Below are 21,006 nucleotides of genomic sequence, written 5' to 3'. Positions count from 1 at the left end.
AGCGTTCGTTAATTACGCAGCTGTGATTGCGCTGCAAAGGAAAATGACCAGCCGAAGCTGGTCATTGGCAAGTTATTCTGACACCCGGCCGCTCGGGCTCAATTTTTGGCAATTAAACGTTCCGGTAACAGGAAGCTAAAGCGGGTGCCTTTCCCCAGCGTACTCTCAATTTCGAGGCGGCTATCGTGATGGCTGACGGCGTGTTTGACGATCGCCAGCCCCAGACCGCTGCCGCCGGTCTGTCTTGAACGCGCTTTATCCACCCGGTAGAAACGCTCGGTCAGACGCGGAATATGTTCCGGCGCGATGCCCGGCCCGTTATCTTCGACGCTGAACAACGCTCCGTGCGGCGCGCGCTGCCAGCTTACGGTAATGTCCGTTCCCGGCGGCGTATGGTTGACCGCGTTATAGACCAGGTTGGAAATGGCGCTGCGCAGCTGTTCTTCATTGCCCAGTACTTTCAGCGATTCATCGACCGAAAAATGCAGCACCTGCCTCTGCTGGCTTAGCGTTTGCGCCTCGCGCTCGACCACCCGCAGCATCATCGGCACATCGATTTTATCGTTCATCGCCAGTACCGGCGCGGCTTCGATTCGCGACAGCGTCAGCAGTTGCTTAACCAGGCCTTCCATGCGCTGGGTTTGTTCACGCATGGTGTGCAACGCTTTTTCGCGCGTTCCCCCTTCCAGCACCTGCTCCTGCATCATCTCCAGATACCCCTGCAGCACCGTCAACGGCGTGCGCAGTTCGTGGCTGACGTTGGCGAAAAAGTTTCGCCGCGCCCCTTCCAGCTGGTGCATCTGCGTGACATCGCGCGCCACCATCAGCAGCTGTTTATCGCTATAGGGCATCACGCGAATTTCCAGATGACGGCCGTTATTCAGCACCAGATTGAGCGGTTTGGAAAAATCGCGGTATTTCAGATAATTGGCAAATTCAGGGTAGCGCAAGAGGTTAAGGATGTTCTGCCCGTTATCGTCAGGCCAGCGCAGATTCAGGATCTGCTGGGCCAGACCGTTGCACCAGAACATCACCCCTTCTTCGGTGGTCAGCACCACCGCATCCGGCAGAGACTCCGCCCCGCTGCGAAAGCGCTTAATCAGGCTTCCCAGCTCACGGCGGCGCTTTTTATTACGCATCTGCATCTGGTGCAGTCCGTAAAGCAGCGGCTCCCAGCTGCCGCTGCCCGGCGGTGGCGTCATGCTGCGATCAACCCACAGCCACCACGACAGGCGCATCAGATTCCAGAAATGCCAGACAAGAAGACCGGTCACTGCCGCCAATAAAAACCACGGCAGATAACCTAAAAACGCCCCGAGGATCAGGGCCGGGATACAACACAAGAAAAGCTCAAGCGCCAGCCTTTTCCATGACAGCCGTTCCAGCACGGTTCACACTCCTGTCAGCATTCAGAAACGGGCGGAGAAACGATATCCCGTACCGCGAACCGTTTGTACCATCCGGTCATGGCCGCTATGTTCCAGCGCTTTGCGCAGACGGCGAATATGCACGTCTACCGTTCTGTCTTCGACATAAACGTTGGTTCCCCAGACGTGATTCAGCAGCTGTTCGCGGCTATAGACTCGCTCCGGGTGCGTCATGAAGAAGTGGAGTAATTTAAACTCCGTAGGCCCCATATCCAGCGGGTTTTCGCCGGTCATGACGCGATGCGAAGAGGGGTCGAGGCTCAGCCCCTGCATTTCAATCACCTCCTCCACCGCCATCGGCGAAATGCGCCGCATCACGGCTTTAATTCGCGCCACCAGCTCTTTCGGGGAAAACGGCTTAGTGATGTAGTCATCGGCGCCGGTCTCCAGGCCGCGGACGCGATCTTCCTCTTCGCCGCGGGCGGTCAGCATCACCACCGGAATATCACGGGTCATCGCTTCACGCTTGAGCTGTTTAATAAACTGCAGACCCGACCCGCCCGGCAGCATCCAGTCAAGGAGGATCAAATCAGGCCAGGGTTCATTGAGCTGATTGACCGCGCTGTCAAAATCTTCCGCCTCGACGGGCTGAAAGCCGTTTTGCTCCAGAACAAAGCAAACCATTTCGCGGATTGGAGCTTCATCTTCAACGACCAGAATTCTTCTCGCCATTATTTACCCTGTATTTTTTAGCCATCAGTATAGAAGTGCGCGGCCATTATGCGTCAGATTTATGACAGATTTATGAAAAAAATGACCGCCAGATGAACGCGGATTTCGAATTGTGACACGGACTTAACTCACCCAAAAGCAGCGTTATCCCCTCAATAATTCAGGTTTCACTCCCCACAAGCACAGGTAACCAGGTGGCTGGACGTAGCCAACGCATAAGCAACTTGAAGGATGACGGGTATATAATGCCGCTTACGCTTTTTCTCCAGGGAACAACTATGCGCATCCTTCACACCTCTGACTGGCACCTTGGGCAAAATTTTTACAGCAAAAGTCGCGCCGCCGAACATCAGGCGTTTCTCGACTGGCTGCTGGCCAGCGCGCAGGAACATGATGTCGATGCCATTATTGTTGCGGGCGATATTTTTGATACCGGCTCACCGCCGAGCTACGCGCGCGAGCTGTATAACCGCTTTGTCGTTCAGCTGCAGCAGACCCGCTGCCGGCTGGTGGTGCTGGCGGGAAACCACGATTCGGTTGCCACCCTCAACGAGTCGCGAGACATTCTCGCCTTCCTGAATACGACGGTGGTGGCCAATGCCGGCCACGCCCCTTTTATCCTGCCGCTGCGCGACGGTACGCCGGGGGCGATTTTTTGTCCGGTACCGTTCCTGCGCCCGCGTGAGCTGGTGACCAGCCAGGCTGGGCACTCTGGCGGCGAAAAGCAGCAGCTGCTGCTCAGCGCCATCAGCGACTACTACCAGCAGCAGTACCAGCTGGCCTGCGAACTGCGCGGCGACCGGGCGCTGCCGATTATCGCCAGCGGCCATTTAACCACCGTCGGCGCCAGCAAAAGCGACGCGGTTCGCGAAATCTATATCGGTACGCTGGACGCCTTCCCGGCGAGCCGTTTTCCGCCCGCCGACTATATCGCGCTCGGCCACATTCACCGGGCGCAGGTGGTCGGCGGCTGCGAACATATCCGCTACAGCGGTTCGCCCATCCCGCTGAGCTTTGACGAAACCGGGAAAAATAAGAGCGTCAATCTGGTCACTTTCGCTAACGGCTGCCTGACGGACGTCACGCCGCTTATCGTCCCCGTCACCCAGCCGCTGGCGGTCCTGAAGGGCGATTTCGCCAGCATTAGCGCACAGCTAAACCAATGGCAGAATAACGACCAGCAGCCCTCAGCGTGGCTGGATATCGAAGTCACCAGCGACGAATATATGCATGATATCCAACGTAAAATCCAGGCACAGACCGAAACGCTGCCGGTAGAAGTGCTGCTGGTGCGCCGCAGCCGCGCCCAGCGCGATCGCATTCTGGCCGGCGCTCAGCGCGAGACCCTCAGCGAACTGCAGGTGGAGGACGTCTTCGCCCGCCGTCTGGCGCTGGAAACGCTGGAAGCGACGCAGCAGCAGCGCCTGGAACAGCTCTTTAATGAAACGCTGCATAGCCTGAACGGTGAGGATCGCCTGTGAAAATACTCAGTTTACGCCTGAAAAACCTCAATTCACTCAAAGGCGAATGGAAAATTGATTTCACCGCTGAGCCCTTCGCCAGCAACGGACTGTTCGCGATTACCGGGCCAACCGGCGCCGGAAAAACCACCCTGCTGGATGCTATCTGTCTGGCGCTGTATCACGAAACCCCGCGCCTGAGCAGCGTGTCGCAATCGCAGAACGATCTGATGACCCGCGACACCGCCGAATGCCTGGCGGAAGTGGAGTTTGAGGTAAAAGGCATCGCCTACCGCGCCTTCTGGAGCCAGAACCGGGCGCGAAACCAGCCGGACGGCAACCTGCAGGTTCCGCGCGTCGAGCTGGCGCGCTGCGAGGACGGCAAGATCCTCGCCGATAAGGTCAAAGATAAGCTGGAACTGACCGCCGCGCTCACCGGCCTGGACTATGGCCGCTTCACCCGCTCGATGCTGCTGTCGCAGGGGCAGTTCGCCGCCTTCCTGAACGCGAAACCGAAAGAGCGCGCCGAGCTGCTGGAGGAGCTGACCGGCACCGAGATTTACGGCCAGATTTCGGCACAGGTCTTTGAAAAGCATAAGCAGGCCCGCGTCGAGCTGGAGAAAATTCAGGCCCAGGCCTCCGGCGTGCTGCTGCTGAGCGACGAACAGCAGCAGGCGCTCCAACAAAGTTTGCAAGCGCTTACTGATGAAGAAAAACAGCAGGTTAGCGAACAAACCCGCCTGCAAAATGCCCGTCAGTGGCTGGTACGCGGCGCAGAGCTGACGGCAGAAGATCTGCAGGTTCAAACCGCGCTACGCGAAGCGCAGGCTGCGCTGGAGCAGGCGCAACCGCAGCTTACCGTATTGCTGAATGCCCAGCCCGCGGAGCAGCTACGCCCGCAGTGGACGCGTCAACAGGAGCAAACCGCCGCGCTGGCGCAAACCCGCAATCTGAGAGAAGAAGTAAATACTCGCTTACATGAACGACTGCGGCTGCGGGCGGGGATTCGCCTCGCCGCCCGGCAGCAGTCTGAACGCCTGCAGAACCACCAGCAAACGCTCGCCGCATGGCTAAAAGAGCACGACCGCTACCAGCGATGGGGCAATGCGCTGGCGGGCTGGCGGGCCGCTTTCCAGCAGCAGGCGCGCGATACGCAGCAGCAAGCCGCTCTGCAGCAGCGTCTGGCGGAAACCAGCCGCCGGCTGGGCGAACTGCCGCCCGACGGGCTGGCGCTGGATGCTGAGCAGGTCAGCGCCGGCCTCGCGCAGCACGCCGCGCTGCGCGCGCTGCGCCAGCAGCTCGCGGCCCTGCATGGCCAGCTGCAGCCGCTGAGTCAGCGTTTATCACAGCTTCATGCCGCCGGGCAGGCCAGTAAGCAGGAGCAGGAGCGGCTGGAAACCACCCTGGCCCAGCGCCGTCAGGCCTATAAAGAGAAGAATCAGCAGTTTAGCGATGTCAAAGCCCTGTGCGAAATGGAAGCGCGCATTGCCGGTCTGGAGGCCGAACGAGCCCGCCTGCAGCCCGGTTCCCCCTGTCCGCTCTGCGGTTCCGCGCAGCATCCGGCCGTCGCCGAGTATCAGGCGCTGGTTCCCGGCGTAAATCAGGCGCGGCGCGATGCGCTTGAGCGCGAAGTCAAACAGCTGGCGGAGGCCGGCGCCCTGGTGCGCGGCGAGCTGGACGCCCTGCTTAAGCAGCAGCAAAAAGAGGCCACCGAGAAAGCATCGCTTCTGCAGCAGGAGCAAGCGCTTACCTCACGCTGGCAGGCGACGATCGCCGGATTAAATATCGACCTGACGCCAAAGGATGACATTCCCGGCTGGCTAAACGCGCAGCAGGAGCATGAACAGCGGCTGTATCAGCATCAGCAGCGTCTGGCCTGGCAGGCCCAGCAGCAGGAGTGCCAGCAGCAGATCCAGCAGCTCCAGCAGGAACAAGCGCAGCGCAGCGCCGCGCTGGCGGCTGAACTGGCCGCATTTGCGCTGAGTTTACCGGCAGCGGAGCAGGCCGCAGGCTGGCTGGCGCAGCGGGAAGACGAGACCCGCGGCTGGCAGGCCAAACAGAACGAACTGATCGCCCTGCAGGAACAGCTTCAGCAACTGACCCCGCTGCTGGAGTCCTTGCCGGAAACGGACTTAGCGGCGGAACCCGCGCCGCTGGACGGCTGGCGCCAGGTGCACGACGACTGCCTCGCGCTTCAGAGCCAGTGGCAAACCCTGGGGCAGCAGGAGAGCCAGCAGCAGGCTCAGTTGAAAGAGAGCGAAGCGCAGTTCAGCGCGGCGCTGGCCGCCAGCCCGTTCGCTGACCAGCAGGCGTTTCTCGCCGCGCTGCTCGATGAGGAGACGCGCCGGCGCCTTGAACGCCTGAAGCAGACGCTGGAAAGTACGCTACAGCAGAATCAGGCGCTGGCGATGCGGGCCCGCGAGGCGCTGGATAGCCACCGCCAGCAGCCGCCGGCGGAAACGGATATCAGCCAGCCTCTTGAGCGGGTACAGGAACAGCTTCAGCAGCTGACGACGCTGCTGCGGGAAAACAGCGCCCGTCAGGGAGAGATTCGCCAGCAGCTGAAGCAGAATGCAGAAAACCAGCAGCGTCAGCAGTCGTTACGCCAGCAGATGGAACGCGCTGCGCAGGAAGTGGAAGACTGGGGATGGCTGAACGCGCTTATCGGCTCCAGAGAGGGCGATAAATTCCGTAAGTTTGCGCAAGGCCTGACGCTGGATAACCTGGTGTGGCTGGCCAACCATCAGCTCAACCGCCTGCACGGCCGCTATCTGCTGCAACGCAAAGCCAGCGACGCCCTGGAGCTGGAAGTGGTCGATACCTGGCAGGCGGACGCGGTGCGCGACACCCGGACGCTGTCCGGCGGCGAGAGCTTCCTCGTGAGCCTCGCGCTGGCGCTGGCGCTCTCCGATCTGGTGAGCCATAAAACGCGGATAGACTCGCTGTTTCTCGATGAGGGCTTCGGCACTCTGGACAGCGAAACCCTGGATACCGCGCTGGATGCGCTGGACGCGCTCAACGCCAGCGGCAAGATTATCGGCGTCATCAGCCACGTTGAGGCGATGAAAGAGCGCATTCCTGTGCAAATTAAAGTTAAAAAAATCAACGGGCTGGGCTATAGCCGTCTCGATAAAGCTTTCGCCGTCGAATAAATTTCCCCCTCCGCACCTGTCTTCAAGCCTCTCCCCCACGGGAGAGGTCGCGCCGTTGCCCGGGCTCAGTATTCACGATAAATCTTGATATTGCACGAATTTGCATGATAAGTTTAAATTCGTTGCTTTAACGATGAGCATCAGGCGGAATCATGCATAAAAACCGTGCTTATTATTTTAACCACCTCATTTCGTGCAAAAACGTGCATTCATAACTTTTTCTGAGGGCGTGCTGCTGCCTCCGGCAGCATCGTCCCATCCCCTCTGGCCCATTAAGAAGGTCTTAACCATGAAAAGCTTACTTATTTTGATTGCCGGCCCGGTACGCAGCGGCACCCACAATCGCGCGGAACTTATCGACGCTAACCTGAACAATATGGCCCAGGTTGCGCTACGCGTTTACCAGAAAGGCCATATCCCCGTGGTCGGCGAATGGCTGGCTCTGCCCATCGCCAAAGCTGCGGGTTCAACGGAAATTGGCGATGCGATTAGCGAGGAATATCTCTATCCGGTCGCTCACCGTGTCATTAGCCGCTGCGACGCTATATTGCGCATGCCGGGCGAATCCCGCGGAGCGGACCTGGATATTGAGGAGGGCAAAAAAAGGGGGCTGTCGATTTACTACAGCCTGGAGGAGATCCCGGACCGGTAATCCGCGGGGTACCCGCTGCGCCGTTCAGGCCGCGCAGCGGATTGATGATTACAGCGGCCACAGCCAGGCCGCGCCGCGCACGCCGCTGGAGTCCCCGTGCGCCGCCCGGAGAATCGGCGTCTCGCATTCACCGCCGAATACCCATGGTTTTAGCAGATTCGGCACCGTCTGGTAGAGACGGTCAACGTTGCTCATTCCGCCGCCAAGCACAATAACGTCCGGATCGAGGATGTTAACCACGTGAGCCAACGACTTCGCCAGCCGCATCTCATAGCGGCTCAGCGCCAGCTCCGCCACCGGATCCCGCTCGCCCACGCGCTGCATAATCTCGCTGCCTTTTAGCGAATGACCGCTTAACCGCCGGTAATCGGTCGCAAAGCCGGTACCGGAGATAAAGGTTTCAATACAGCCCTGCTTGCCGCAGTAGCACGGTACTTCAGCGCGATAGCGAAGTTCATCTTCATCCATCCACGGCAGCGGGTTGTGCCCCCACTCGCCCGCCGTACCGTTGCCGCCAATATGGGCGCGTCCGTTAAGGGCCACGCCTGAACCGCAGCCGGTGCCGATAATCACCGCAAATACCGTTTGCGCCCCGGCCGCCGCGCCGTCTACCGCTTCCGACACCGCGAGGCAGTTGGCATCGTTGGCCAGACGCACTTCCCGTTGCAGACGCTGGCTAAGGTCTTTATCAAACGGCTGACCGTTGAGCCAGGTTGAGTTAGCGTTTTTGACCACGCCGGTATAGGGCGAAATCGACCCGGGGATGCCGATGCCGACCGTGCCGCTCTGCCCGGTAGCCTGCTCGGCCATCTCGACCAGCGAGGCTATCGTCTCTATCGTCTGGCGATAATCGCCCCCTGGCGTAGGCAGGCGATGACGAAATAGCTGCGCTCCCTGGTCGCTCAGCGCGATGACTTCCGTTTTGGTTCCGCCTAAATCAATGCCAATGCGCACTGTGAATTCCTCTCCCGATTAACAATGCAAGCATAGCGACAATTCGCTATCATGCCCGCTGGATTTAACGACTAAGCCGTGGAAATTATCATGCTGTGGTTCAAAAATTTAATGGTTTATCGTCTCAGCCGCGACATTTCCCTGCGCGCCGAGGAGATGGAAAAACAGCTGGCCGAGCTGACCTTTACCCCTTGCGGCAGCCAGGATATGGCCAAAACCGGTTGGGTACCGCCGATGGGATCGCACAGCGATGCGCTGACGCATACGGCAAATGGCCAGATCGTTATCTGCGCGCGTAAAGAAGAGAAGATCCTGCCGTCTCCGGTGATCAAACAGGCGCTGGAAGCAAAGATCTTCAAGCTGGAAGCCGAGCAGGGCCGTAAGCTGAAAAAAACCGAAAAAGATTCTCTGAAGGATGAAGTGCTGCATTCCCTGCTGCCGCGCGCCTTCAGCCGCTTCAGCCAGACCATGATGTGGATCGATACCGTCAACGGACTGATCATGGTGGACTGCGCCAGCGCCAAAAAAGCGGAAGATACGCTGGCGCTGCTGCGTAAAACACTGGGCTCGCTGCCGGTTGTTCCGCTGGCGCTGGAAACCCCGATCGAACTGACGCTGACCGAGTGGGTGCGTTCCGGTACCGTGGCTCAGGGCTTCCAGCTGCTGGATGAAGCCGAGCTGAAAGCGATGCTGGAAGACGGCGGCGTGATCCGCGCGAAAAAACAGGATCTGGTGAGCGACGAGATCGCCGTGCACATTGAAGCCGGTAAGGTCGTCACCAAGCTGGCGCTCGACTGGCAGCAGCGCATTCAGTTCTTAATGTGCGATGATGGTTCGATTAAACGCCTGAAGTTCTGCGACGAACTGCGCGATCGGAATGAAGATATCGATCGGGAAGATTTCGCCCAGCGTTTTGACGCGGACTTTATTCTGATGACCGGCGAGCTGGCCGCGCTGATTCAGAATCTGGTGGAAGGGCTAGGCGGCGAAGCGCAGCGCTAATCTCGTGAATTCCTTCCTGCCAGCGCAGGAAGGAAACGAACATTACAGGTAGCGGCACAGATAAGAGGTCGGCTCAGCCACCTGCAGATTAAACTCGCTATTCCCCGGAACGTTGAATACTTCCCCGGCGGCATAGACTTTCCACTCGGTCTCTCCCGGCAGAAGTACGTTCAGCGCGCCGCTGACTACGGTCATCTCTTCCGGCTGCGCGGTACCAAAGGTATATTCCCCTTCCGCCATCACGCCCACGCTCGCACGACCGGTGCTGCTGCTGGTGAAGCCGATAGATTTTACTTTTCCGTCAAAGTATTCATTGCTTTGAAGCATAAACTCGCCCTTATGATCTTGTGTTGAAGGCACAATATAGGGGGCGCTCCTTGCCCCTGTCACGTAAAATTAACGCGTTACATCAGGTTAAACTAATAGTTCTGCCGCCAGCCGTGAAACCAGCACATTTGACAACAGACCGGAATATCCAGCGCCTTTTGTAATATGTCGCGATGCTGCTGGTGGTAGCAAAGGCAATCCAGCATTAATACGTCTGCGCCCTGTTCAATCAACTCCCTGCCCGCGGCGATTAACTCCTCTTTACCGCCGCTCACCGGATTGGAAATGGCGTAAAACGGAGTATTTTCTAATACCTGCCATTTATTCCGCTGCAGCGGCAAAATCTCTTCAACCGGAACAATCACCCCCACCTGATGGCCGTCGACAATCGACGCGACCAGCGGCGGAATAATTCTTTGCGGCTCAAGCAGGATCGCATTATTCGCCGTAAATCCGCTAAAGGGATGAGTGCTCATGAGTAAAATAAGGTCGTAATTTTGTTTATCGAGCATCGCAATGACGCTACGTAAATCACGCTCAACCTTCTGCCGTGAGACCTGCGCAATTTGATTATCGTTAAGCAAGGTCAATAGCATCTCATCGCCGGGCTCTATGCTGTAGTCCCGCATAACGTCTTCGCGCGTCATTTTGCCGAGCAGGCTAATGTGGGCGATCTCGTCTTCCCTGATATGTTCAGTTAAAAGCGGCAGCATCTCCGCCACGGGTACGACCCCAATGGTCAAGATTGCCATCGATGCACTACTCATATCGTTTACCTTTTCACAACCGCTGTTTCAAAACAGGCTTTTATTTACAACTTCTGCCCCCTGGTGACCCAAAGCAACCGTCGAGAAGCGTAGCAGGTTACGGCTGATATGGAATGTAAAGATTCCAGAAGCGTCAAAAACGCTCCTGAAAATCCGTACCTTAGGTAATCATTAGTACCGTTAATAGATTAAAAATGTGATACATGTCCGGTAGCGATCTTTTCAGAACGAATCCCGGACATTTAAGAGGAATTAAGACTTATCAGGATCTTCGTAACGCCGTTTGGCGTCCAGCGCTTCCTGTTCTGTAGGATGTTCGCTGATGAGTGAGTTTGGCGTCGGGTGATCGGCGCGCAGTTCATACCAGGTGACCGTTTGGCCCTGCGGGCCCTTTTCAACGGCGACAACACGCGCTTCCCTTGGATATGGAGGTCTGGTCGGCATAGCGTTTCCTTTTTTTACCTTAAGAGCTTTAAAGTATAGGCGCTGCCGATCCGTTTACCCCAGGCAAAGTCTTAACTGGTATAGGTCTCGCCGCAGACGGTGGTCATAATCTGTTCCACGACCTCATCCGGCGTGGCGGTCGCATTAATAATATGATGCGCGGCCGCGCGATACAGCGCTTCCCTCTGCGCCAGCACCTCACCCACTTCATCGCGGATGGGCTTTCCGGTCAGCGTCGGGCGCTGTTCCGCCTTCGGATAGGCTTCAAGGCGGTCAATCAGCGCGGAAACCGAGGCCTCGAGATAGATAACGATGCCATTTTCCCGCATAAACTGTCGGTTGTATTCGCTGAGGATAATGCCGCCGCCGGTGGCGATGATCGTCGCGGGTTGAGCGACGCGTTCTAAAGCCTGCGTTTCCAGCGCACGAAAGCGTTCCCAGCCTTCCTGCTGGACGATAGCCGCTACCGTGCGCTGCTCATGCTCCTGCAGCTCATGGTCCGTGTCGGCGAACTTAAAGCTGCGAGCTTTCGCCAGCGCGTGTCCGATGGTCGTTTTACCGCAGCCGCGAGGCCCGACAAGAAATATTAGCTGTGTCATTACCGAAGACCCCTTGGTTCCGCATTTTGCGGATAAATGAAAGCGAAAAGAGAAACAATGGTATCGCAAACTTACCCAACGCAAATCGTAAAATAAACGTTACACACCATCTGCAAACCCTTTCACCTTAGTATTAGAAAGGATATTTAATGTAAACTTATCATTGCATTTGGTGTTATGCCAGCTTTACTTTTGTACAGAAGTTATTTTTTGTTCGCAGTCTGGCGTAAACAGTAACACATTTCTGCACAGCTTTACGCTGCCGCATATTTACAAGATGCGTGCTTCGGAGCGAATCTGAAGCTAATCAATCAGTATGACAGAGGTATGTAGTATGCAATCTGAAGAGCAACGCCTTATCGATGGACTGTTTTCCCGATTAAAAGAGGCCGAGAGCCACAGCGCATCACGGGATGCCAGCGCTGAGGAGCGGATTGCCGGGCACATTAAAGAGCAGCCGTTCGCCCCTTACTATATGGCGCAAACGATTCTGATTCAGGAAGCGGCGATCAAACAGCTCAACGACCGCATTCAGGCGCTGGAGAGCCAGGTGACCCAGCTTCAGGCCGCGAAGCCGAGCAGCGGCGGGTTTCTCTCAGGCCTGTTTGGCGGCGGTCAGTCGCGCGGTTCCGACCCGATTCCTGGCGCCGAGCAGTATGGCCGACCGCAGGCCGGCGCCCAGCCTCAGTATGCTCCGCAGGCGCAGCAGCAGAACTACGCCCCTCAGGCGTCGCGCAGCGGCGGCGGTTTTATGGCCGGCGCGCTGCAAACGGCGGCAGGCGTCGCGGGCGGCGTGGTGCTGGGAAACATGTTGACCAATATGTTTAGCGGCTCGCATCCGCAGGAGATCGTCAATATCATCGAAGAGAAACCGCAGCCGGATCTCAGCCAGGCGCAGGACAATAGCGTCGCTGACGATACCTTCCGCCAGGATGACGGGCAGTTCCTCGCCGACAACAACGATTATGACGCCGACTTTGACGCCGGTTTCGGCAATGATGATTTCGGCAGCGACGACGACAGCTGGGTTTAACCCTGCTGGCGCTTAACGTCTAACAGCCATTTCTCCAGCGCGGCGGCAAACTGCTGCCGATCGCGCTGGGATAAGCTATCCGGGCCGCCGGTCTGCACGCCGCTGGCCCGCATCGTTTCCATAAAGTCGCGCATCGTCAGGCGTTCGCGAATGGTCGCCTCGCTGTAGCGTTCACCGCGTGGATTCAGCGCCGCCCCGCCTTTCTCCAGCACTTCCGCCGCCAGCGGGATATCGGCGGTAATCACCAGATCTCCCGGCTCGCATAAACGTACGATTTCGTTATCCGCCACGTCAAACCCCTGCGCCACGCGCAGCGTGCGGATAAAGCGCGACGGCGGGACGCGCAGAGGCTGGTTAGCAACCAGCGTCAACGAGATTTGCGCGCGCTCGGCGGCGCGGAACAAAATATCTTTAATGACGTTCGGACACGCGTCCGCATCAACCCAAATAGCCATTGCGGCTCCTGTCGATGAAAAAGAGATGCCGTATTGTCGCCTGCTTTTGCCTTCCGCGAAAGCAACAAGATGTTAAGCTATATCGCTAACGATAAAACAAACAAAGGGGATTGGTGATGGAGAAGAAAATCGGCTTTATCGGCTGCGGCAACATGGGCAAGGCCATCCTGGGCGGCCTGATCGCCAGCGGGCAGGTGCAGCCGGGTCAAATCTGGGTCTATACCCCGTCGCCGGAAAAAGTGGCGGCCCTGCACGACCAATACGGCATTAATGCGGCGCAAAGCGCGCAGGAAGTGGCTCAGGTGGCGGATATCGTTTTTGGCGCCGTAAAGCCGGGCGTGATGGTAAAAGTGCTCAGCGACGTCGCCTCCAGCCTGAATAAAGACTCTCTGGTGGTTTCTATCGCCGCGGGCGTGACGCTCGACCAGCTGGCGCGCGCCTTAGGCCATGACCGCAAAATAGTCCGCGCGATGCCCAACACGCCTTCGCTGGTCAACGCGGGGATGACGTCGGTCACGCCGAATGCGCTGGTCAGCGCCGAAGAAACCGCGGAGATCCTGACCATATTCCGCTGCTTTGGTCAGGCGGAAATCATTGCTGAGCCGATGATTCATCCGGTGGTCGGCGTCAGCGGCTCCGCGCCGGCTTACGTCTTTATGTTTATCGAAGCGATGGCCGACGCCGCAGTGCTTGGCGGAATGCCCCGCGCGCAGGCTTATAAATTCGCGGCGCAGGCGGTGATGGGCTCGGCCAAAATGGTACTCGAAAGCGGCGAGCATCCGGGAACGCTGAAGGATATGGTGTGTTCGCCCGGCGGCACCACCATCGAAGCCGTGCGCGTGCTGGAAGAGAAAGGCTTCCGTTCCGCCGTCATCGAAGCGATGGTGAAATGCATGGAGAAATCAGAGAAGCTGAGCCGTTCCTGATTGCAATAGCGAATAGCGGGTGAGGTTTCCCTCACCCGCCCATTTCTTACACCTGTTTTTTCAGGCAGGCGCTCATAAATTTGCTGCGATCGTCCCCTTTCAGGGACTGCTGGGTCGCCTGAGCGTTACACTCGCGCATTTTCTGCTGCTGAGGCGTTAGCCCCTTACCGTCCTGCGCGGCGCCATCTTTCTTCAGGCAGCTACTCATAAACGTTTTACGCTCATCCCCTTTCAGCGACTTCGATGACGCTTCTTTATTGCAGACGCTCATCTTTTGCTGCTGAGGGGTCAACTCTTTTTCCGCGGCACTCACCGCTGTCATAAATACCAGGCCAAAAAGTAGGGTCACAAGTAATGTTATTTTCATCGCACCATCCTCTATGAGTGGATCTCTGTAAGTCTGGTCGCTGATGGAGAAAAAACCAGCCGGTAACGAAAATTCATCACCGGCGCCCGGTTATTTCAGATTAAGTGCGGCTTTCATGGTGTAGAACAGGTCCGTCTGGTCGGTTAAACCCACCACGTTGGCCGCGTGCGGGCCGTAGGCGGCAATACGCAGCTGGGTGCCGGTATGTTCCATCGACTCTTCTTCAGAGTTGCCGTAGCTCATCACCATCACCGAACCATCTTTGGTGTTCAGCGCCTGCGTCAGGCCCGGCGCTTTGGTATCTGCCGGGATAATCTGGCTGGCGTGAGCGTGGTCGGCGGTGACGATAACCAGGGTATTGCCCTCTTTTTTGGCAAATTCCAGCGCCTTCTGTACCGCTTCGTCCAGATCGACGGTCTCGCCAATCTGACCGCACGGATTCGCCGCGTGATCCTGTTTATCGATAGAAGCGCCTTCCACCTGCAGGAAGAACCCCTTCTCATTGCTGCTCAGCAGATCGATGGCTTTTTCGGTCATCTGCGCCAGCGTCGGCACCGATGCATCGCGTTTCGGGTTCGGCGTACAGGTCACCGCCGCCTTATCGATATTGCCGTGATAAGACGCCTTTGGGCCTTCCCAACGCACCGGCATATTGCCTTCCGCGAAGAGACCGAGCAGCGGTTTGTCCTGATTGGCCTGGCTAATGGCGGCCAGCGAACTGGCGTCGGTGACGATCTGGTAGCCGCGGGCTACCGCCTGATCGTGCAGCGTTTTGCCCTGCCATTCGCCGGCCGTCGCGCTTTCCGCGAAGGTTTTCGCGCCGCCGCCCAGGGTCACGTCGGGACGGGCGTTCAGCAGCTGTTCGGTAATGGAACCTTTACCGCCCTTTTCCAGCGCGTTGCTGGCGCATTTTTCGCTGGTCACGCTCGGGCCGTAGCATTTACGCGACGTCACATGCGCCACCAGCGCAGCGGGAGTGGCGTCCTGCAGTTCCGCCGTGGAGACGTTACCGGTGGCTAAGCCCGCCGCTTTCGCCAGCTCAAGGATGGTCTGATGATCTTTTTCATGGATATCCACGCCCAGCGCGCCGTTATAGCTTTTCACGCCGGTGGTCCAGGCCGTTGCGGAAGCGGCGGAGTCGGTGACATAATCCGGCTTGCCGGTTTTCTTATCCAGAGAATAATGGGTGTACTGGCCGGTCAGCGGCAGCGCGTCAATGCCTTTAAAGAAGCCGCCCGCCCCTTCTGCATAATTTCGCGCGGCGGTGATTTCAGAATCGCCCATTCCGTCGCCAATCAGCAAAATAATATTTTTAGCCGGTTTATTGATTAACGAAGCGCGCAGCGCCTCGGTCTGGTCACCGCTTAAACGACGCGCGCCGCCCGGCGTGGTGATATCGCCCTGCGCGGCACGATTTTCCAGAACCGGTGCGGTTGTTGTTTCTGCATGAATAATCGGGGAGCCCAGCAGAGGCAGCAGGGCAATAAACAGGGCGCTTAATTTCACTTTTATCGTCTCCATGTAAAAAATACTTTAAAAAACAAAACGAGGGAGACTGTATAAAAGCGATGTGACAGTAAAATGACAGCATCCATACCCTGTCACAAAACTAACTACGAGGATGCCGTAACAGCTTCTTTATATATTGCTGCAGTAGCTGGGTATCGCGGTCATCCACCAGCGGGCCGGGGCTGGCCTCATCGATGGCCTGCTCAATATCGGTGATGAGCGCCTGCTGGGCGTCCTGCTCCATATGACGTAGCAGAGCGGTCACCACCACTTCCAGCGCCTCAACCTGGGCCGTCAGCTCCTTCGATTCTTCTTCCTTTTGGGCGAGTTTTACCAGTAGCTCAGCAATGAGATTCTTCACAGCACTTTATCCTTATGCGAGGTCCGTAGTCTGCTATTTATGTCATACATTAGCCGTCGGTTGCCACTATTATTTTTTAAAAAAGTTCGCCACGCCGGTGAATAACAAGCGAAACGTTTTGCTCTTTGCATGCCACCCGCCAGGAATTTACTCAATGCGGATTAATAAGCATCATAACCAACTTTAAGAAATAAGAATAAAATGGAATATCGCTATTCTATCGATAACTATAACGTATCGCCATAATATATCTGGTAGGCCAGATTCACGCTGTCCGGCGCGTCTTTACCGGCCAGGCGCGCAATAAGTATTTCGCTCGCCGTTTTACCGATTTCATAACGTGGGGTAATGACGCTGGCTATTTTTTGCAGCCGCGCACGGCCAATTTCCAGCCCGTGAAAACCGGCGATGGCGATCTCCTGCGGAACGGCTTTCCCCTGCGCCTGGCACTCGAGCAGCACCCCCACCGCCAGATCGTCGTTGGTACAAAAAATGGCATCAATATCCGAGCGCGTCTGCTGCATCTGCAGGAACATCTGCCGGCCAAGCGCAACCGAGGAGATGGTCCGCGGCGCCATGTGATACGCCTTCAGGCCGTGCTCCGCCAGCGCCAGCTCGGTGCCGTGGAAGCGGCTTAAATCGCGGGGATCGTCCATTGAACCAAAAAAGGCGATCGCCCGTTTGCCGCTCTCAAGAAAAGCATGGGTCATATCCCACGCCGCCTTTTCGTTATCGAACCCCACCTGGATATCCAGCTGCTGGCCGCCGTAGTCCATCAGTTCAGCGACGGGGATACCGCTGGCGCGCACGTACTGCACCATGCGATCGCTGTGCTGCTTCCCGGTCAAAATCAGCCCATCGATATTATAAGAGAGCAGATTGAGCACTTCGCGCTCTTCGCGCTGCGGGTCATATTCGTAGTTGGCAATCAGGGTCTGATACTGGTGCGCGGAGGTCACCGACTCAATGCCGGCCAGCACATCGGCAAAAATCTGGTTGCGGAAGGAGGGAATAAGCACGCCAATCGTTTTACTCCGGGCGTTAAGCAGGATTTCCGGGGCGCGGTTAGGGATATAGTTGTTCTCTTCCATGACCTTTGAAATCAGCTCACGGCTGCGCTCAGAAACCTGGCCGGGGTCACGTAAATAACGGCTGACCGTCATTTTATTCAGCCCCGCCAGGTTGGCGATATCCTGCAATGTCATCCGGTTGTTTTTCATCAGGTTCTCTACGACAAGCGACTTTTATGCTCGCAGAGAACCTTACCACAGCAGCGGCGGTTTATGTTAGCCAGCAACCTTTTTTGCCGTCACCGGGGAAACGGGTTGCGGGTTAGCGCGCACGTTGTACATCAGCACGACGGAGGACAGCAGCGCGACAGCCATAAAGGTATAGGAACCCCCCGGCCCGCCGGTAATCCCGTTGAGGTACCCCACCAGCCACGCGCCAAGGAAAGCGCCGAGCGCGCCAAAGCTGTTGATTAAGCCCATCGATACGCCGGAAACGTTGCGCGGCAGCAGTTCAGGAATAAGCGCGAAGAACGGCCCATACGGCGCATACATGCAGGCCGCGGCAATGACCAGTAGCGCATAGGAGAGCCAGAACGCCTGGTTGCCCACCAGCCAGGAGCCAAAGAAAGCGATAGCGGCAATCAGCAATAACGGCCAAATAAACAGTTTACGATTCTGGAACTTATCCGACAGCCAGGAGACCGTCAGCATCAGGATAATTGCCGCCAGGTACGGCACCGCCGCCAGCCAGCCCACCGCCACGATATCCATCTGCGCGGCGTTTTTCAGAATCGACGGCATCCACATCATGAAGCCGTACACGCCGATGCTCCACAGCGCGTGCACGGCGCAGAGCATAATCACATTGCGCGAGCGCAGCGCTTCACCGTAGTTGCGCACCGGCTTGATATGACTCTGCTCGCTGTCCATCACCTTCTGCAGAGTCTCTTTTTCCTGCTCGTTCAGCCAGGAAACCTCGGACGGTTTATCGCGCACCAGTATCCACCAGCATACCGCCCACAGTACCGCCGGAATGCCTTCGATGATAAACATTTCGCGCCAGCCCCACGCCTGAATCAGGTAGCCGGAAACGATGGACATCCACAGCACCGTTACCGGGTTTCCGAGGATCAGGAACGTGTTGGCGCGCGAACGCTCGGTTTTCGTAAACCAGTTGCTGATATAAATCAGCATCGCCGGCATCACCGCCGCCTCAACCACACCAAGGGTAAAGCGAATCGCCATCAGCATCGGAATATTGCTGACGAACCCGGTCGCCGCCGCGCAGAATCCCCATAAAATCAGGCTAAAGAAAATCATTTTTCGCACGCTGCGTTTTACCGCATATATCGCGCCGGGTACCTGGAAAAAGAAATAGCCGAGAAAAAATAGCGCGCCAATAAGCGATGCCGTTCCTTTGGTAATACCCAAATCGCTTTCAATTCCCGCCGCAGCGGCAAAACCATAATTCGCACGGTCAAGGTAGGCCAGACTATAGGTAATAAATATAATCGGCATTAAATACCACCAGCGACGCGCGGGTAATTTCGCGAGCATGTGCATAAGCACTCCTCAGATATCAATATCATCACACGGGTTTAATACTCTGTCCTTCAGGTAGTGCGGGCACGCTGCTGCCCGAAGGACGCGAAGTGATTCAGACAGCGGCAAGCATTCCGCCGTCCACAAACAGCAAATGACCGTTAACAAAGTTTGCCGCCGACGAGGCCAGATATACCGCGGCGCCAATCAGTTCTTCCGGTTTTCCCCAGCGCGCCGCCGGGGTACGCTGGTACAGCCAGGCGGAAAACGCCTCATCGTTGACCAGGGCGGCCGTCATGTCGGTGGCAAAATATCCCGGCGCGATACCGTTAACCTGAATATTATATTCGGCCAGCTCAACGCACATGCCGCGAGTCAGCATTTTAACCGCCCCTTTCGAGGCCGCATAAGGCGTAATGGTTTTACGCCCCAGCTCGCTCTGCATTGAGCAAATATTAATTATTTTCCCCGCGCGGCGGCCCATCATATATTTCGCCACCTGCTGTGAAACCAGGAAAACGCCCTTCTGATTGACCTCAATAACGTTATCCCACTCCTCCTCCGGAAATTCGGTAAAAGGGAAACGCCGCTGGATTCCGGCGTTATTAATTAAAATATCAATGGCGCCGATCTCCTCTTCGATGCGGGCTATCGCCTGCTCGACCTGCGCCGCCCGGGTGACATCAAAGGCGACCCCTACCGCATGAAAACCCTGCGCCACCAGCGCCTGCGCCGCCTGGTCCGCGCGCGCCTGGGTGCGGTCGTTGATGATGATCTCCGCGCCGTACTCCGCCAGGCCGCCGGCCAGCAGATGGCCAATCCCCTGAGCGGATCCGGTGATCAGCGCGCGCTTCCCTGACAAATCAAATAAATTTCGCATAAAACCTCTTTTTCAATAACTGTTACGCGTAACTGTATACGCGTAACAGTCAGGAATAGAAGAGGATGAGAGGGGAAAATGATCGTTTTGTGATCGGTGATACATTTAAAGCTTAAGGAACACCGAGGCCGCTACTGACGCTGTCGCATCCATCGCGGCCGAGGAGAAAGAGCGGAATTAAGCCGCAGGACGGCGGCTGCGGCGCAGCATAATGGCCAGCTGCCAGATATTGATCAGGACAATAACCGCCGTGGCGATAAACACCCAGCGGAAGCCGGCCATGGCCGAGACCGACGCGCCGATCAGCGGCCCGGCCACGTTGCCAAGATACATAAACGACTGGTTATAGCCGAAAATACGCCCGGTGACGCTGTCGCTGCAGTATTTGAGCAGAAGCGTTTGCACCGCCGGCAGCATCGCCCCATCGGCAAAACCGAGCAGGAAACGCAGGACGCCAAGCTGGAATGGGGTGGTAACGAACGACATGGCAAAGAACATCACCACCGCGCAGCACAGCGTCGCCAGCAGGATCCGCGAGGTGCCGATCCTGTCGCCCAGTTTCCCCAGACGGGGAGCCGAAATCAGCGCCGACACGCCCGGCACGGCGGCGATCATGCCGGCGAGAAAGGCGATGTTATTGCTATCCGGCGCCATCGACTTGATAAACAGCGCCAGAATCGGGCCGATTGAGCCGTTGCAAAGTTGGATCACCAGAGTGGTGAAAAACAGGCTGATCACCAGTCCCGGATAGGGCAGCGAGGCAAATACCGCCTTGCCGCTCAGCCGCTCCGCCCTCGTGACCTGCGGCCGGGCGCCCTCTTTAATCAGAAACAGCGTCACCAGGAAGCTTACGGTCAGCAAAATCGCGGTGATGATAAATACGGCGCGCAAACCGACGTGGTCGGCCAGGAAACCGCCGAGCAGCGGCCCGCCAATCACGCCGCTGATCTGCGCCGTCGACAGCGTGCTCAGCGCCCAGCCGCTACGCTCGCGCGGAACCTGAGACGCCACCAGCGCCATGGCGTTGGGAATATAGCCGGAAGTCAGTCCCATCACCGCGCGCAGGATAAACAGCTGCCAGACGTTGGTGGCGAACGCCTGAAGTAAAATGGCGATGGCCATCCCCAGCGAGGCGCGCAGCAGCATCAGCTTGCGCCCTTTGCGGTCGGCGAGGCTCCCCCACATCGGCGAGACAATCGCCGACACCAGAAAAGTGACGCTAAACGTCAGGCCCGACCACATGGATAACGCTTCATGCGAGGTCACGCCCAGTTGGGAAACGTACAGCGGCAAAAAGGGAAGAATTTGGCTGATGGCCAGGCCGGTAAAAAAACAGCCAAACCAGACGGAGATAAGATTAACCTTCCAGGATTCCATAACTACGCGTATTCATTAATTTTTTGGCAATTATTAACTAGCTTAGCAATTTCCCCTGTCCGACGTACTACCAGAGATGCGCTGACGGCG

20 protein-coding genes and 1 pseudogene are annotated in these 21,006 nt (G+C 57.1%); 6 read left to right on the top strand and 15 right to left on the bottom strand.

Annotated features, from left to right (window positions below):
• Positions 1-98 precede the first annotated feature (98 nt).
• Entirely contained in the window at positions 99-1,388 is a 1,290-nt protein-coding gene (phoR, locus tag CDA56_RS19825; RefSeq protein WP_004848171.1) for a phosphate regulon sensor histidine kinase PhoR, read from the bottom strand.
• A 21-nt stretch (positions 1,389-1,409) separates the two neighbouring features.
• Positions 1,410-2,099 (bottom strand): phosphate response regulator transcription factor PhoB, encoded by a 690-nt coding sequence (phoB, locus tag CDA56_RS19820; protein WP_004099401.1) that lies wholly within the window; start codon positions 2,097-2,099, stop codon positions 1,410-1,412.
• Positions 2,100-2,377: 278 nt separating this feature from the next.
• Here phoB and sbcD point away from each other — a divergent pair, with 278 nt between their 5' ends.
• The 3 genes from sbcD to CDA56_RS19805 all read left to right on the top strand — a co-directional run bounded on the left by sbcD (position 2,378) and on the right by CDA56_RS19805 (position 7,363).
• The gene (gene sbcD, locus CDA56_RS19815; protein ID WP_014228147.1) at positions 2,378-3,580 is read left to right on the top strand and encodes an exonuclease subunit SbcD; all 1,203 of its coding nucleotides are present in this window, start codon (positions 2,378-2,380) and stop codon (positions 3,578-3,580) included.
• Positions 3,577-6,711 carry an exonuclease subunit SbcC gene (gene sbcC / locus CDA56_RS19810; RefSeq protein WP_102803662.1) on the top strand — a complete coding sequence of 1,045 codons (3,135 nt, stop codon included), beginning with the start codon at positions 3,577-3,579 and terminating at the stop codon, positions 6,709-6,711. Before sbcD ends, sbcC begins: the two co-directional genes overlap by 4 nt.
• Before the next feature lie 289 nt (positions 6,712-7,000).
• Positions 7,001-7,363, top strand: coding sequence for an NUDIX hydrolase (locus tag CDA56_RS19805; protein ID WP_014228145.1), 363 nt, complete (start codon positions 7,001-7,003; stop codon positions 7,361-7,363).
• Between the two features lie 48 nt (positions 7,364-7,411).
• Here the strand turns inward: CDA56_RS19805 and mak are convergent, their stop codons facing one another.
• On the bottom strand, positions 7,412-8,317 hold the full coding sequence (gene mak, locus CDA56_RS19800; RefSeq protein WP_064377639.1) for a fructokinase: 906 nt from the start codon (positions 8,315-8,317) through the stop codon (positions 7,412-7,414).
• Positions 8,318-8,407: 90 nt separating this feature from the next.
• Between mak and rdgC the strand changes: the two genes are divergently transcribed.
• Positions 8,408-9,319 (top strand): recombination-associated protein RdgC, encoded by a 912-nt coding sequence (gene rdgC / locus CDA56_RS19795; protein ID WP_004848166.1) that lies wholly within the window; start codon positions 8,408-8,410, stop codon positions 9,317-9,319.
• 42 nt (positions 9,320-9,361) lie between these two features.
• Here rdgC and ppnP read toward each other — a convergent pair whose 3' ends face one another.
• From ppnP to aroL, 4 genes and pseudogenes are all read right to left on the bottom strand, one after another.
• Positions 9,362-9,646, bottom strand: coding sequence for a pyrimidine/purine nucleoside phosphorylase (gene ppnP / locus CDA56_RS19790; RefSeq protein WP_004099395.1), 285 nt, complete (start codon positions 9,644-9,646; stop codon positions 9,362-9,364).
• Between the two features lie 87 nt (positions 9,647-9,733).
• Positions 9,734-10,413, bottom strand: a pseudogene (locus CDA56_RS19785) (AroM family protein).
• A 252-nt stretch (positions 10,414-10,665) separates the two neighbouring features.
• The gene (locus CDA56_RS19780) at positions 10,666-10,857 is read right to left on the bottom strand and encodes a YaiA family protein (RefSeq protein WP_004129622.1); all 192 of its coding nucleotides are present in this window, start codon (positions 10,855-10,857) and stop codon (positions 10,666-10,668) included.
• 71 nt (positions 10,858-10,928) lie between these two features.
• On the bottom strand, positions 10,929-11,456 hold the full coding sequence (gene aroL, locus CDA56_RS19775; protein WP_004848163.1) for a shikimate kinase AroL: 528 nt from the start codon (positions 11,454-11,456) through the stop codon (positions 10,929-10,931).
• A 334-nt stretch (positions 11,457-11,790) separates the two neighbouring features.
• On the opposite strand from aroL, the gene CDA56_RS19770 reads away from it, so the two are divergent.
• On the top strand, positions 11,791-12,489 hold the full coding sequence (locus CDA56_RS19770; protein WP_014228142.1) for a DUF2076 domain-containing protein: 699 nt from the start codon (positions 11,791-11,793) through the stop codon (positions 12,487-12,489).
• Here the strand turns inward: CDA56_RS19770 and CDA56_RS19765 are convergent.
• The gene (locus tag CDA56_RS19765; RefSeq protein WP_009653579.1) at positions 12,486-12,944 is read right to left on the bottom strand and encodes a YaiI/YqxD family protein; all 459 of its coding nucleotides are present in this window, start codon (positions 12,942-12,944) and stop codon (positions 12,486-12,488) included. The genes CDA56_RS19770 and CDA56_RS19765 overlap by 4 nt on opposite strands.
• Before the next feature lie 116 nt (positions 12,945-13,060).
• Between CDA56_RS19765 and proC the strand changes: the two genes are divergently transcribed.
• Complete coding sequence (proC, locus tag CDA56_RS19760; RefSeq protein ID WP_102803661.1) at positions 13,061-13,870, top strand: pyrroline-5-carboxylate reductase; 810 nt, start codon at positions 13,061-13,063, stop codon at positions 13,868-13,870.
• Positions 13,871-13,916: 46 nt separating this feature from the next.
• Here the strand turns inward: proC and psiF are convergent, their stop codons facing one another.
• From psiF to CDA56_RS19725, 7 genes are all read right to left on the bottom strand, one after another.
• On the bottom strand, positions 13,917-14,237 hold the full coding sequence (psiF, locus tag CDA56_RS19755) for a phosphate starvation-inducible protein PsiF (protein WP_004132478.1): 321 nt from the start codon (positions 14,235-14,237) through the stop codon (positions 13,917-13,919).
• 90 nt (positions 14,238-14,327) lie between these two features.
• Positions 14,328-15,758 carry an alkaline phosphatase gene (phoA, locus tag CDA56_RS19750; protein ID WP_025107196.1) on the bottom strand — a complete coding sequence of 477 codons (1,431 nt, stop codon included), beginning with the start codon at positions 15,756-15,758 and terminating at the stop codon, positions 14,328-14,330.
• 88 nt (positions 15,759-15,846) lie between these two features.
• Entirely contained in the window at positions 15,847-16,107 is a 261-nt protein-coding gene (iraP, locus tag CDA56_RS19745; RefSeq protein WP_004848155.1) for an anti-adapter protein IraP, read from the bottom strand.
• 227 nt (positions 16,108-16,334) lie between these two features.
• On the bottom strand, positions 16,335-17,327 hold the full coding sequence (gene idnR, locus CDA56_RS19740) for a DNA-binding transcriptional regulator IdnR (protein WP_064358646.1): 993 nt from the start codon (positions 17,325-17,327) through the stop codon (positions 16,335-16,337).
• A 66-nt stretch (positions 17,328-17,393) separates the two neighbouring features.
• Positions 17,394-18,680 (bottom strand): MFS transporter, encoded by a 1,287-nt coding sequence (locus CDA56_RS19735; protein WP_064358645.1) that lies wholly within the window; start codon positions 18,678-18,680, stop codon positions 17,394-17,396.
• Positions 18,681-18,774: 94 nt separating this feature from the next.
• Positions 18,775-19,539 (bottom strand): gluconate 5-dehydrogenase, encoded by a 765-nt coding sequence (idnO, locus tag CDA56_RS19730; RefSeq protein WP_014228137.1) that lies wholly within the window; start codon positions 19,537-19,539, stop codon positions 18,775-18,777.
• 177 nt (positions 19,540-19,716) lie between these two features.
• Positions 19,717-20,916, bottom strand: coding sequence for a multidrug efflux MFS transporter (locus CDA56_RS19725; protein WP_014228136.1), 1,200 nt, complete (start codon positions 20,914-20,916; stop codon positions 19,717-19,719).
• Positions 20,917-21,006: the final 90 nt, after the last annotated feature.

The sequence above is a fragment of the Klebsiella michiganensis genome (genome assembly GCF_002925905.1).
Taxonomy (GTDB): Bacteria; Pseudomonadota; Gammaproteobacteria; order Enterobacterales; family Enterobacteriaceae; genus Klebsiella; species Klebsiella michiganensis.
Note: the sequence above shows the minus strand (reverse complement) of the source record. Positions and strands in the feature narration are given on the sequence as shown.